Raw genomic sequence first — 12,674 nt, forward strand, 5'->3', positions numbered from 1 at the left:
GAAGGGTCTCAGGCAGGCGTAGAGATAATGCACGTAGCGGGTAATGCGTTTGAGCAGGTAGCTGAGGCGGTAGCCGAGCCAGGGAATGTGCTCATATTTTTCGGGGTAACTGGCGAGAACCGTACAGGAGATGCCTGCCTGTTTGAGAAAGGGGAGATAATTCAGCACCCGAAATCGAGAGGAGGGAACATTCTTCCCGGAGATCAGGAACAGGACACGCATGAGGATTCTCGGCAAACAGTTGGCATCGGTTGATTCTGCAGATAACGCTTACGTCCTGACAATCATAACCAGTTCTCAACCAGAAATCAGCCTGCAGGCGCCGGTCAGGGAACCGCCTGTCCGGTGCGGGGATCGATGGTCAGATTCAGCCGCTCATTCGCATAGGTGTAGAAGAAGAACGCGTACAGCATTTCATGGTAGGTCTGCGGTCCCTCCCTTACGGTGGCACCTGAATCCGGATTGAAGGGATTGAACGCCGAATTGTCGTAATGGGCGATGGCTTCGATGCGGGTGCCTTTGGGGAAGAAGTGCCGCTGATCTTTCCAGAGGTAACCGATTTGCCAGTCGAAGCTGTAATTGGGAATCACCAGCAGTTTTTCCTGTTTCCCTTCCGGGTAATGGGCCAGGAAGGAGAGATCCTTGCCGCGGAGATGCATGTGGGCGAAAAGTCCGATGCCGTGGGCATCCTGTTTGAGCGTGCGGGCGTTGCTGACCTCGTAGTGCGGGGCTTCCGGGGGGATCTCGAATTTCGTATTTTTGATGATCAGGAAGCGATACCGTTTCTGAACTTTGCCCTGCACGTATTTAAAGCCGACCGAAATGCGACAGTTTTCCGGTTTGCCGGTCGAGGTGTAATGAATCTGTAACGCGAGGGCGCTCCCTTTGGGGATCATGACACCCAGTCCCTCGGGCAGCATCATCGGTCCCGAGCCCGGCACTTTTCCGGTGAGAAAATTCGATTCGTCCCATTTCTTCGTTAAGGTGACAGCCGCCATGTTGCAGTGATGGACGACGCCGGGATTGTCGGGTTTGATTTCGATTGCAGAGACCCAGGTGTCCTCGGGGAAAACGTAGGGGAGAATGGTATAGCGGTAGGGAATGTATCCCTCCGCGGGGAGCGCGTGTCTTTCCAGCATGCTGATTTTGAGGTCAGGTTCGCCGATGAGCCACTTATCGGCGTCGATTTCAGTGAGCGCGGGTTGGAAATCGGCGGGTTCCGTTCCGGCGGGCATGCCTGACTCGACCCAGTCCGTGACCTGTTTACGTTCCCGGCGGGACATGCCCCGGTGATTGGCGAACTCGGCGTGTGATGTCCCTCCATACCAGGGAGGCATACGCTGGTCGGAGACGACCTCGGCGATCATCGCACCGTTATTCTGGGCTTCAGCGAGCGTTGTTAAGGCGAAGGGGGCTTCAGTGCCGGGGCGATGACAGTCCGTGCAATGTTTTTGCAGCAGTGGCTGAATGTCTTTGTAATAGGTGAGTGACCGGTCGGGCTCTGTTTTGGCTGCATGGGTAATCAGGCAGCCATCCACGTTGGTTTCTGTCATGGAAATCGGTGTTCCGTGCAGGACTCCCTCAATCGCGGCGGTCAGATTCTCCTGGGAAGGTCGCGGCAGCGAACCCCCGATGCGGTACTGGTCATCAATGCGGCCGCGGTAGTGGAGACGGTAGCTGGCATCCAGAACGGCGACTTCCGGCGTGCGGGTCAGTCCCAGGGCGGCGACGGAGGTTCCCTTGCGATCCTGGACATTGGGGAAGGGGATTTCGTGTTCCACACCAAATTCGGCGATCTCGCGAATGGAGTCAGCGGGGCCGGTATGCAGGGCGATGAACTGAACTCCCTGCGGGCGATATTGCTGTTCGAGGCGTTTGAGTTTAGGGAGATAGCGTTTGACGAGGGGGCAGGTCGTGTTGCAGGCGACGATGACGAATGCCTTGCGGTTCGGAAAATCTGCGAGCGAACGGGTGAGGTAGCGGATGTCTTTGAACTGCAGAGGGCCTGCGCTGGACTTGATTTCGGGGCGCTGCTGTTCCCCGGCCGAGGCTGTTTGCAGGCAGCAGCAGATCAGGAGCAGCGTACAGAATCGAAGCAGAGAATCGGGCATGATCGGCAATTCGTTCGAATGAAAGTCGACTGATGAGGGAAGTCCGTTCAGGGGAAATACTTCATCGGAGTGGCCTGCGTTTCAGAAAAATCAATATTTCCGGATGACATCTGACTTCGAACTGGCGTACGATGGCAGATCTAAACTGTCGGGCATTCATTGTAGCGTTCTGAAGCGGAGAAGCAAAAATGAAGTTTTCACGAAGAGCGTTTCTACAGGCGGGCAGCAGTGCCCTGGCGATTCCGTTGCTGGATCAACGATCAATCAAGGCTGATTCAGGGCAGAAAGCCAAGGCGGCGTCCTCACTTGAGCGTGCGCTGGGGATCACGACTTCTTCTCTTTCGGGACATCTCTCGCCCCGGACTGCCAAGGGAAAAATCTCTCTGCTGGACCTGCCCCGGATGCTGCGGGATGAACTGGGGATGACGGTCATCGATCTGAATACGTCCACAGTGTCAGTGACCGATGGCAAGTACCTGGAGCAGTTGCGGAATGCAGCGGATCGGGCGGGATGCGTGTTGACCAACCTGAAAATGAACCAGGGAAAGCTGGATATGAACAGTCCCGATCAGGCCACCCGCGCACATGCGTTGAAAACCTATAAGGCGTCGATCGATGTGGCTTCCGAGCTGGGACTGAAGTGGGCGCGTCCGCTGCCTCGAACGCAGCGTCCCGATATGCAGATTCATATCGACAGTTATCGGGAGTTGTGTGATTACGGTGCGAAACGCAATGTCCAGCTGCTGGTCGAGAATTACGGCTGGATGCAGAACGATCCCGAGTCAGTCGTCAAACTGGTCAAGGCGATTGGTCATCAGGTGGCGGCCTGTCCCGATACGGGGAACTGGGACAGTGATGAGCTGCGTTACGCCGGGCTGGCGAAGACGTTTCCGATTGCGGTCACCTGTGACTTCAAGGCACGGGCCATTGGTCCCCGCGGTGAGCATCCGCTGTATGATCTCAAACGCTGTTTCGAGATTGGCTGGCAGGCCGGATTTCGGGGGCCCTGGTGCTTCGAACATGCAAACAAAGACCAGGGGCAATTGTTGAAGGAACTGGGCATGCTGCGTGATATGCTGCAGACCTGGATGAAGGAGGCAGCACAGGAACCCGCTGATTCCTGATGTTCCTGCGCTGCGACCGGTTTGATCAGTGAATGGGCGTTTCCTGGTAGGAGACTTCGAGCCATTCTCCCTTGCGTTTGATCCAGCATTCCAGAATCTGCACATGCTTGGCCAGTTGTTTGCCTTCGAAGGTTCCCTCGATCTGGGCTTCGTAGGTGATGATGGCCGCGCTCGGTGTGGTGTGAATGATCTTTTTCGGGCTGGCCTTGAAGAGCGTCAGCTTGAGTTCGGGCAGAGCCTCCAGTTGATCTTTCTGGCTGAAAAACTGGTAGCTGGGTGAGATGGAGATGTGCCGCTCGTCGGTCATCCTGCGAATCGTTTCCTTGTCCCGCTTGGAAAAGGCTTCGTCCAGCGTTTTGACTGCTTTGAGCAGTTCAGCATCCAGGATAGCAGTTTTATCGGGTTTATCTGCTGCTGAAAGCAGCGTGGTTGAGAGCAGGCAGATGAGAGTACAGGCAACTATTCGCAGGGACATGGTCTGTTCCTTTCCTGAATCAGACGGGCAGGCAATAGCGGGGAGGCTTCCCACACGGGATGGGTGTCTTCTGCTGTGGAGTATACTGCGATTTCGCCTCGGGCGGGAAGCGGAATCCTGGAGATTTCCTCTCTAAATCAATCAGTCTGAGGAGACGCCAGACTGCACTGCATATCGACTTTGCACGAAACCATTCTCAAAGGTGCGCGTCTCCTGATGCTGGAGCGGAATATCCTGTGCGAGTGCGCCGAACAGGGGGAGTCCCTCGCCAATCAAGGTGGGAATGCGCGTGATGATCAGCTCGTCGATCAGTCCGGCTGCAAGGAATCGCTGGATCGTAATGCCGCCGTCGATGTAAGCATTGTGCAGACCCTCTTCTGTCAGATCCTGGAACAGCTGTGTGGGCGAACTGTTTCTGACTTCGACCGAGGCGGGCAGGTGATCTGGTAGACTAATTGACTGGCTGCTGAGGACGATCACCCGTTTGTCGCCGTAGGGCCAGGTTTCGAAGGAGAGGACCGTTTCATAGGTATGACGGCCCATCACGAGAACGTCGATTCCGTCCATGAATTGCTGGTAGCCGAAATCTTCTGCTGGCTGATCGCCGACACCATCACTGCCGGGAAGCCAGTCGAGGGAGCCATCTTTACGGGCGATGAATCCGTCCAGACTGACTGCAATAAAGACGCGTCCGTGCATGGTTGATCTCTTCAACAGGAATTAATGATGGGCGTCGGGAATCAGCGGCGGTTTTTCTTCCGCGACCGAGTAATCACGTTCTTCGACCGGGGGATGTCCCAGCGGTCCGAAGGTGCCGAACTCGTCACACTGGTCGAGACCGGGGATAAAGGTGACATCGATCCCGGCTTCCGTGACATCGCAGCGGTGAAATCCAAAGCGGGTGTCTGCTTCGGGCCAGCGTTCTGCCAGCTGTCCGGTGTTGCCTGCCGCCTGGGTGCGATAGATGCGAATGCCGTCGATGTGTTGCACGGCGCGTCCCGTATGGACATGACCGCAGAACAGAATCTCCACTTTGGCTGCTTTCAGGATCTCCCATAACCTTTGTCTGTGTGGCGGATTGATGGAGAAATACCAGTTGTCGTATTCCTCGCCTTTGGTCGGATCCCAGTCTGGTTCATCGGGGGATTCCATGAAGGGCCAGTAATGCATGACGGCGACATGATGTTTCCCTGCAGGCAGATCGGGGAGTTGTTCCAGCATGCGCCAGAAGCGGTCTTCATGGGGAAGACCTGTGCCCGCGACGGCGGCATAGAAGCCGGTGAAGCGGATCTCCTTATGCATGAAGGTCCACTGCAGAGGGCCAAAGTAGTTGCTGAACAGGTCCAGGCGTTCGCCGGTCATATTCAGGTCCGGGTCATTCCAACCCAGGCCTTTGGGATCCCACCGCGGTTTGACCCCGTTGACGGCGGTGTGTTTGTTGCCGACGTCCATGTTTCCAGGGATGATGAATGTGGGGAAGGGGAGCGTATTCAGGTCTTCGCGGGCCTGCTGGTATTCGAACTCGTGCGTGTCGCCGTCTCGTGTCAGGTCGCCGCCGTGGAGCAGCAGGTCGGCATCGATTTCCGACATCTGCTGTTTGATGGCAGCCCAGCGTTTGTTGATCGCCGGCCGAAAGCGATAAGAGCGGGCCGTACCCATGTGGCTGTCATTGACATGCAGAAACGTCCAGGGGTCAGAGGAGTGTGTCATGAGTTACTTGTCCTGGTTCGGTTTTCAAAGAGTATCGCAGCGCAAACGACGGTGAATTATATGTTGGAGGAAGACCACTTGGGTCGTTTCTGTATCGTACTGTGCCTGTCGGTAGGGAAGCAACTCAAGCTGAGACGAGAATCAGGTGTTCCGATTTTCCTCTTGCAGGAATATGGCAGAAGATCAACAATGGACCGAGTCATAACAATTCGGTGCTCCCTGTTCTCAAAGGGAGCGATTATCTGATACAGAGGAGCCCCAGTCATGGTCTGTACGCATTTGAAAGAACTCTACAAGTATTGCGAAGAAAATCAGCTGCGCCTGGGTGGTGCCGACCTGATTCAGGTGATTTGCAAACAATGCGAAGAGGAAGAAACCTGTCCTTCTCTGCTGATGGAACAGTATGATGCAAAACACCCTGAAGAGAGCGAAGACGAACCACCCAAGGCTGAAACGCCGTCCGAGTAGACTTTCCTTTCCGTCTGTGCGGATTAACGAATCATGATGCAGGACGGGCTGGGGATGGAGATCGGTTCGCCGACGGCCGTCAGCTTGCCGGTCTGTTGGTCGATGGCGAAGACCACGACGTTATTCCCCGGCATATTCGCACAGAGCAGATACTTTCCGTCCGCGGTAATGGCCAGATTCTGCGGTCCATTGCCCAGGCTGGGGATGATTTCGATCAACGATAGTTTTCCCTGCGGGTCGACACTGTAAGCCGCCAGGCTGTCATGACCGCGATTCGTCCCGTAGAGGAACCGACCATTGGGAGTGAATTTCAGGTCGGCACAGTGGCTGACTCCGGTGAAGTCCGGGGGCAGGGTATCAATGGTCTGGCCTTCGGTCAGAAAGCCGGTTGCGGGATCATAATCGAATTCCGTGATGGAGTTCTTGAGTTCGTTGATGACATACATCTGCTTTCCATTCGGATGGAAGGTCAGATGACGCGGGCCGGCACCGGGGATGGTTCTCACAAATGGTTGCTGAGCTGGAGTCAGTTTCGCGGTCTGGGGATCCAATTTGTAGGCCATGATTTTGTCGAGCCCCAGGTCAGCGGCGAAGACATATTTCTGGTCCGGGCTGATGACGCTGCAGTGTGCGTGCGGTTCTTTCTGACGCTTGGGATTCACGCTGGAACCCTGGTGCTGCACGAACGTGGCTGCTTCTCCCAGCGAACCATCGGCTTTGACGGGCAGTGAAGCGACGCTGCCTGTGGTATAGTTTGCAACCACAACCGCTTTACCGGTGTCGTCGATATCGAGGTAACAGGAAGCGGTTCCCAGTGATGACTGCCGATTGAGCAGCTTCAGTTTGCCAGTGCGTCCTTCCAGTTCGAAGGCGGAGACAAATTCATTGTCTTTGCCGCTGAATTTACCAGGGGCATGGATCGAGTACAGGTAGCGGTTGTCGGGGGACACTGCGAGGAAGAAGGGATGCTCGACATCAGCGGTCCGTGCGACCTGCGTGAGCTCACCTGTCTCAGGGTTGAATTTGTAAGCATGGATGGCACCCTCTTCACCAGCTGCGAAAGCCGAAATGAAGACCAGGGGCTCATCGGCTGCGGTGGCCTGCGCTGTGTTACTGAGGACCATTCCGACGACCAGCGGAAACAGATAAAAGACATGTTCGTAAGACATCGCAAACTCCCACAGTGGATTCATCAGGTGTGGCATTAAAGACGGAGAGCACATTGTATCAACGCGGACTTGCCGCGGCTATGTTCGGGGTCAATACCGCGGTTTGGTATCATCGATTTCGCAGGACCAGGCATCGATGCCCCCCTGCATACTTTTGACATTCGTAAAACCATTTTGTGACAGCCAGCTGGCGACTTGCAGACTCCGCATGCCGTGATGGCAGTAGACAATAATTTCCTCGGAACGGAGGTCTTCCAGTTCTCCTGCCCGTTCCTGAATTTCACTCATCGGGAGCAGGCGGGCTGCGTCGATGTGGACGTGGTCATATTCATTCTGTTCCCGGCAGTCGAGCAGCACAAAATTGTGACCCGTATCCAGTTTCTGCTTAACGGTCCGGCAGTCGGTTTCCAGTGAAGACATGGAATTCTTTCGTATGTTGGCTGAGTCCGAAACTCTATTCGGAATCGTGATTATTTAGTGGATGTTGTTTTGAGGGTCGGGGGTACCGGATTTTCAATGTGCGCCGCTTTGCGCTGATTGGCACCGGGGCGATCGGTGTCTCCCAGGTCGGCACGTCCCTTTTCGGCGAGGGCCTGCAGTTCTTTGACGATCTCCGGATGCTGGTCAGCGACATTGTGCTCGCAGCTGATATCGGTGACTACGTTAAACAGGAGTGGCTGAGAGCCTTCTCCTTTTTTGAAGTGCGGGTGCCGACTGAATTCTTTGAGTGGCACAAACAGTTTCCAGGGCCCTTTGCGAACGGCCTGTAACTGATCCATCGCGTAATAGTAGAAGGCATCGTAGGGGCTTTTCGCGCCCTCTTTGCCAAAGATCAGCGGTTGGATATCGTGTCCGTCGATGATGCGATCGGCGGGTACTTTGGCGCCTGCCAGGTCGGCGAAAGTGGGGAGCAGGTCCATGGTGGTTGCCAGTTCGGTACAGACAGTGTCGGCGGGAACGCGGCCCGGCCACCACATGATGGTGGGGACGCGGAAGGCTCCTTCCGAAGTAGTGTAGCCGCGACCGTGCAGTGGTTTGTTGGTTCCCCGTTCGGTGCTGTTCATGTCCCGGGCCATGGGAGAGCCATTGTCTGATGTCCAGACGACGAGCGTGTTGTCATCAATGCCCAGCTCTACGAGTTTGTCGAGCAGTTGTCCGGTCGACCAGTCGAGTTCTTCGATGCTGTCTCCCCAGGGGCCATTTTTACTTTTGCCCCGGAAGGCATCACTGGCGAACGGTTTGCTGGTACTGCCGGGCATGGCCTGTGGGAAATAGAGGAAGAAGGGCTCGTCTTTGTTTTGTTCAATAAACTCGACCGCTTTTTCGGTGTAGTCTTTGGTGAGCAGATTACGATCGACGCCCGCTCTGATGACGGTATCGTTCAGCATGACGGGCAGGGGAGGCCAGTTTTTGCCATCCAGGCGATCGCCGAGTCGCTGTCCGACGGCCTGGGTCATGTCATCGCTGTAGGGAATGCCATAGAAATAATCGAAGCCCTGTTTGGTGGGGAGAAAAGGGGGCTGATCTCCGAGGTGCCATTTCCCGATCATGCCGGTCTTGTAGCCTTTCTGCTTCAGGACTTCGGCAACTGTGACTTCTTCAGGATTCAGACCATAGGGAGAGATCGGGCGCAGTACCTGTCCGTCGCGGGGATTCCAGTGCATGCCGACCCGCTGTGAGTAACAGCCGGTCATAATGGAGGCCCGTGAAGGAGTGCAGACACCTGCGGTCACACAGAAGTGTGTGAATTTGCGTCCTTCGCGTGCCATGCGGTTTAAGCAGGGAGTCCGATTGACGGTCGAGCCGAAAGGTTCGATATCGCCGTAGCCCAGGTTGTCGCAAAAGATGACGATGAAGTTGGGCTTCCGGTTGGACTCCGCAGCAGACAGAGGATTGGAGAAAAGTCCAGACAGCAGACAGATCAGGGCGAGCAGATTCAACAGAGCTTTCACGTGATGATCCTTTGGTCGAATGAATCTATGGCGAGGAATAACGAGCAGCTTGAAAGCAGGCGGCAGTCTGCAGCGCAGGAGCCGCCTGTAAAGCTATCTTAAACATTACTAAGAATCTTTACAAAATAAAACCGGACGAAGAAGAAGAGGATTGTGTCTTGTCTTGAGTTTCGCATAATGAAGGTTGCATATGTTTTCCCCACACCACTTTGAGAACCTTCTGAGGATACCCGTCCCGTGAGTGAAGCAGCAGCAGAATCAGCAACGAATAGCCGGCCCCACTGGTGGCAACGGATTGGCCCCGGACTGGTAACCGCCTGTGTTGTGATTGGTCCCGGAAGTATTTTGACCAGTTCCAATCTGGGGGCGAAAGACGGCTACAGCATGATCTGGGTCGTACTGGTCTCCGTTATCTTCATGCTGGTGTATACGTCGCTGGGGGCGAAGCTGGGAACGGTTACCAGTGAGTCAACCTGCACGTTGCTGGCAAAAATGGTCGGACGGCCACTGACGGTGCTGATCGGTTGTGGGGTCTTCTTTATCTCGGCGGCCTATCAGTTCGGTAATAACCTGGGTGTGCACTCCGCTCTTGAGAATTATACGGACTTCAAATATGGCGTGGTGATCTTTAATGCCATCTCGATTGCATTTCTGTTCGGCTTCAAGAATCTGTACAAGCTGGTCGAACGCTTGATGTCGATCTTCGTGGCTTTAATGCTGGCGTCCTTTGCCATCAATCTGTTTTTTGCCAAACCCAATCTGCTGGAAATGGCGCAGGGAATTATTCCCAGTGCAGGCAGTGATTCGGATTCGATCCTGAATATTTCTCTGCTGGGACTGGTGGGAACGACCTTTGTGATTACCGCTGCTTTTTATCAGTCCTACCTGGCCCGTTTTAAAGGCTGGAAGGTTAAGGACCTGAAAGATGGTCGGATCGATGCCTGTATCAGCGCCACGATCATGGCGTTGATCACGATTATGATCATGTCGACCGCTGCCGCAGTGTTGCGGGGGAAAGATCTGTCGGGCGTCGGTGATGTCGGAAATGCATTGCAGCCGCTGTTTGGTGATAAAGGGCAGATTCTGTTCTGTATCGGATTGTTCTCAGCAGCCTACTCGTCTTTTATTGTGAATTCGATGATCGGTGGGTTTATTCTGTCAGACAGCCTGGGCCTGGGAGGGACTCCCCAGGATAAATGGACGCGTATCCTGACGGCAGCAGTTTTATTGACCGGGATGTTTGTGGCCCTCTACGTGATCCAGTCAGGGACGCGACCGGTGGTGGCGATTGTCGCTGCCCAGGCGGTGACCGTTGTGGCGGCCCCTCTGGCTGCAGGTGCGTTATTGCTGCTGACGAGCAGTAAAAAAGTGATGGGCGAACATCGGAACGGAATCGGGGTGAATATTCTGGCCAGCATCGGCTTTCTGCTATTGCTGGGAATGGCTTGGTATATTGCGAGTGAGAAAGTGCTGCCCCAGATTCAGAAAATGCGGGGTGCATCCACGGCGATGATTCAGGTTGAACCTGTGGAAACGAAACTTGCGCTTCAAAACAGGAACTGAGAGTGTTATGAAACGTCTGAGTGTGAATGTCTGTCTGATCTGCTGCGTGGTTCTCTTCGCACTGCCCGTGCAGGCTGCGGAACAAAAGCAGGACCAGCGCCCGAACATCATCTTTATTCTGCTCGATAACGTAGGCAAGGACTGGTTCCGCTGTTACGGGAGTTCGGAAAATCAGACGCCGACCATCGATCATCTGGCTTATAACGGTCTGCGGTTTCGCAACTGTTATGTGACGCCGGTCTGCAGTACGACGCGGCATATGCTGCTTACGGGACGCTACCCGTTCCGTTCGGGCTGGCATACGCACCACGATCCCGCGATTTACGGGGGTGGCTATTTTGACTGGAACCGGGAAATCTGCTTCGCCCGGATTCTGCGTGATGCAGGGTATAACACGTGTATCTCCGGGAAGTGGCAGATCAATGATCTGTTCGATCCCGCACAGAAAGACGCTCTGATCGAGCATGGATTTCAGGAGTACTGTATTTTTCCGGAAGGGAAAAAAGGGCATCCGGCTCATAAGAAACGCTACTGGGATCCGTATGTGATTCAGAATGGGAAGCGGCTGGATACGCAGGGGAAATTCGGTCCGGATATTTTTACCGACTACCTGATTGAGTATATGAAGACGCATCGGGATAAGCCGTTCTGTGCTTATTACTCTACGATTCTGACTCACATCCCCGTGGTGCATACGCCGCATAATCTGGGAGAAGACCTGACGCCGCGTGAGCAGTTTGCGGGCATGCTGAATTATTCCGATTACCTGATCGGGCGGCTTGTCAAGGCGCTGGACGAACTGGGTATCCGCGACAATACGATTCTGTTTATCGTGCCCGATAACGGGACAGATAACGGGACCGACCAGAATGCGGAACAGAGCCTGGGAGGCCGGATCAACGGTCGTGTTTCGGGAGAGGGGATCTACTCGCTGAAAGAGCAGGGCATTAACATGCCACTGATTATCAATTGTCCGAAGCTGGTGGGCAGAGAACGGGTCAGCGATGACCTGATTGATGCGGCCGATTTTCTGCCGACACTGGCTGATCTGGCCGACGCCCCGCTGCCATCGGGAGTGACGATTGACGGCAGGTCGTTTGCACCGCAGATTCTGGATCAGCCCCGTGAGGAGCCCTGGCGTCCGTGGTGTCTGACCCAGTATTACAAGCAGCGGGTGGTTCGCGATCAGCGGTTCAAGCTGTATTCCACCGGCGAGTTTTATGATCTGTCGGAGGACCCGCTCGAGCAGCACGACTTGTCGGGAACCGAACGCGTGAAAACCGATCGGGCGACAGGAACGTCGCACGCGGAACTGCAGGCGGTGCTGGATTCGCTGCCGGAAAACGCGAAGCTGCCCTGGGAGTTTCGCAGTATCTCGGCGCGGAAAATTCGGGCTGAAGAAGCGCGTCAGAAAGAAGCGGAGAAGTCGGGCAACTAGTTTGCTCGCGTAAATTGACAGTTCCCGCCGTGTCCCGCTGACACTTGTGTGATCCGTTCGAGCGGGATGAATCTGCACTGCGCATGTTGTCAGCTTCATTGTATTCATCTCTGTGTGCACGCGACGGTCGGGTACAATGGATTCCAATGACCATTCCTGGCGGGGCTGATACCCTGCGGCTCATTCGTCTTGCTTGTGTTGACTGATGGTGAGATTGTGTGGAACGGCGCGCGGGGGTCAAGGGGAGCTTGTGCTTTGAATTCTCCATGAAAGATCTGAGTTTCGTGTGAGTTGCCTGTGAAATGCTCTAAATGTGATCCGAAATGATTTGAAATCGTACGAGACATTAAGAAGTAGTGCTGAGGGTTCCGGTGAAAAGGTTGAAAAATCGACGGCGATTCAGGTGCATCTGGATGACTGGTCACGCAGATTCCAGTGCTCATTTCGTCCGCCTCGCGCGCGAAGCACAATTGCGATAATTTATGATTGGGGGAGAGCGGATCAAGTTCAGTTTGAGCAGTGGTGGGGGCAGGAATGGTCAGGTGTCAAATGAGTGGGGAGGGCGAATCCCGTTTATCAGAAGTGGGGAGTCGTTTCCCTGTGTTGGGAATTTGTTAGCACCCACTATGGGTTGCTATGGTGATCGAATGTGATATGGCGGGGT

At 54.8% G+C, this 12,674-nt stretch carries 12 protein-coding genes (1 of these 12 cut by a window edge); 4 read left to right on the plus strand and 8 right to left on the minus strand.

Annotated features, from left to right (window positions below; all coding sequences use genetic code 11):
• Together F1728_RS21555 and F1728_RS21560 are read right to left on the minus strand one after the other, a co-directional pair.
• On the minus strand, nucleotides 1-222 hold the start of the coding sequence (locus F1728_RS21555; RefSeq protein WP_155365801.1) for a glycosyltransferase family 4 protein. It extends 831 nt beyond the left edge of the window; the window shows 222 of its 1,053 coding nt (coding positions 1-222); the start codon lies at nucleotides 220-222; the stop codon falls past the left edge of the window.
• 104 nt (nucleotides 223-326) lie between these two features.
• The gene (locus F1728_RS21560; protein ID WP_155365802.1) at nucleotides 327-2,111 is read right to left on the minus strand and encodes a redoxin family protein; all 1,785 of its coding nucleotides are present in this window, start codon (nucleotides 2,109-2,111) and stop codon (nucleotides 327-329) included.
• Between the two features lie 188 nt (nucleotides 2,112-2,299).
• On the opposite strand from F1728_RS21560, the gene F1728_RS21565 reads away from it, so the two are divergent.
• Nucleotides 2,300-3,235: a sugar phosphate isomerase/epimerase family protein gene (locus F1728_RS21565; RefSeq protein WP_155365803.1), complete on the plus strand. Its 936-nt coding sequence runs from the start codon at nucleotides 2,300-2,302 to the stop codon at nucleotides 3,233-3,235.
• A gap of 25 nt (nucleotides 3,236-3,260) precedes the next feature.
• On the opposite strand, the gene F1728_RS21570 is transcribed toward F1728_RS21565, so the two are convergent.
• From F1728_RS21570 to F1728_RS21580, 3 genes are all read right to left on the minus strand, one after another.
• Nucleotides 3,261-3,710 carry a nuclear transport factor 2 family protein gene (locus F1728_RS21570; RefSeq protein WP_155365804.1) on the minus strand — a complete coding sequence of 150 codons (450 nt, stop codon included), beginning with the start codon at nucleotides 3,708-3,710 and terminating at the stop codon, nucleotides 3,261-3,263.
• A 141-nt stretch (nucleotides 3,711-3,851) separates the two neighbouring features.
• Nucleotides 3,852-4,409: a dihydrofolate reductase family protein gene (locus F1728_RS21575; RefSeq protein WP_155365805.1), complete on the minus strand. Its 558-nt coding sequence runs from the start codon at nucleotides 4,407-4,409 to the stop codon at nucleotides 3,852-3,854.
• 21 nt (nucleotides 4,410-4,430) lie between these two features.
• Nucleotides 4,431-5,420 (minus strand): metallophosphoesterase family protein, encoded by a 990-nt coding sequence (locus F1728_RS21580; protein WP_155365806.1) that lies wholly within the window; start codon nucleotides 5,418-5,420, stop codon nucleotides 4,431-4,433.
• 264 nt (nucleotides 5,421-5,684) lie between these two features.
• On the opposite strand from F1728_RS21580, the gene F1728_RS21585 reads away from it, so the two are divergent.
• Nucleotides 5,685-5,888, plus strand: coding sequence for a hypothetical protein (locus F1728_RS21585; RefSeq protein ID WP_145043006.1), 204 nt, complete (start codon nucleotides 5,685-5,687; stop codon nucleotides 5,886-5,888).
• Between the two features lie 23 nt (nucleotides 5,889-5,911).
• Here F1728_RS21585 and F1728_RS21590 read toward each other — a convergent pair whose 3' ends face one another.
• From F1728_RS21590 to F1728_RS21600, 3 genes are all read right to left on the minus strand, one after another.
• Complete coding sequence (locus F1728_RS21590; RefSeq protein ID WP_155365807.1) at nucleotides 5,912-7,057, minus strand: lactonase family protein; 1,146 nt, start codon at nucleotides 7,055-7,057, stop codon at nucleotides 5,912-5,914.
• Between the two features lie 90 nt (nucleotides 7,058-7,147).
• Entirely contained in the window at nucleotides 7,148-7,477 is a 330-nt protein-coding gene (locus tag F1728_RS21595) for a rhodanese-like domain-containing protein (protein ID WP_155365808.1), read from the minus strand.
• Nucleotides 7,478-7,527: 50 nt separating this feature from the next.
• Nucleotides 7,528-9,000: a sulfatase family protein gene (locus F1728_RS21600; RefSeq protein WP_155367453.1), complete on the minus strand. Its 1,473-nt coding sequence runs from the start codon at nucleotides 8,998-9,000 to the stop codon at nucleotides 7,528-7,530.
• A gap of 246 nt (nucleotides 9,001-9,246) precedes the next feature.
• Here F1728_RS21600 and F1728_RS21605 point away from each other — a divergent pair, with 246 nt between their 5' ends.
• Together F1728_RS21605 and F1728_RS21610 are read left to right on the plus strand one after the other, a co-directional pair.
• The gene (locus F1728_RS21605) at nucleotides 9,247-10,572 is read left to right on the plus strand and encodes an Nramp family divalent metal transporter (RefSeq protein WP_155365809.1); all 1,326 of its coding nucleotides are present in this window, start codon (nucleotides 9,247-9,249) and stop codon (nucleotides 10,570-10,572) included.
• Nucleotides 10,573-10,579: 7 nt separating this feature from the next.
• Complete coding sequence (locus F1728_RS21610) at nucleotides 10,580-12,010, plus strand: sulfatase-like hydrolase/transferase (RefSeq protein WP_155365810.1); 1,431 nt, start codon at nucleotides 10,580-10,582, stop codon at nucleotides 12,008-12,010.
• The last annotated feature ends 664 nt before the right edge of the window (nucleotides 12,011-12,674 follow it).

The sequence above is a fragment of the Gimesia benthica genome, from assembly GCF_009720525.1.
Lineage (GTDB): Bacteria > Planctomycetota > Planctomycetia > Planctomycetales > Planctomycetaceae > Gimesia > Gimesia benthica.

Excerpts from the sequence above, each read along its gene's own strand:
- F1728_RS21560 (WP_155365802.1), bottom strand. The coding sequence starts at position 2,111 with ATGCCCGATTCTCTGCTTCGATTCTGTACGCTGCTCCTGATCTGCTGC.
- F1728_RS21565 (WP_155365803.1), top strand. The coding sequence starts at position 2,300 with ATGAAGTTTTCACGAAGAGCGTTTCTACAGGCGGGCAGCAGTGCCCTG.
- F1728_RS21570 (WP_155365804.1), bottom strand. The coding sequence starts at position 3,710 with ATGTCCCTGCGAATAGTTGCCTGTACTCTCATCTGCCTGCTCTCAACC.
- F1728_RS21575 (WP_155365805.1), bottom strand. The coding sequence starts at position 4,409 with ATGCACGGACGCGTCTTTATTGCAGTCAGTCTGGACGGATTCATCGCC.
- F1728_RS21580 (WP_155365806.1), bottom strand. The coding sequence starts at position 5,420 with ATGACACACTCCTCTGACCCCTGGACGTTTCTGCATGTCAATGACAGC.
- F1728_RS21585 (WP_145043006.1), top strand. The coding sequence starts at position 5,685 with ATGGTCTGTACGCATTTGAAAGAACTCTACAAGTATTGCGAAGAAAAT.
- F1728_RS21590 (WP_155365807.1), bottom strand. The coding sequence starts at position 7,057 with ATGTCTTACGAACATGTCTTTTATCTGTTTCCGCTGGTCGTCGGAATG.
- F1728_RS21595 (WP_155365808.1), bottom strand. The coding sequence starts at position 7,477 with ATGTCTTCACTGGAAACCGACTGCCGGACCGTTAAGCAGAAACTGGAT.
- F1728_RS21610 (WP_155365810.1), top strand. The coding sequence starts at position 10,580 with ATGAAACGTCTGAGTGTGAATGTCTGTCTGATCTGCTGCGTGGTTCTC.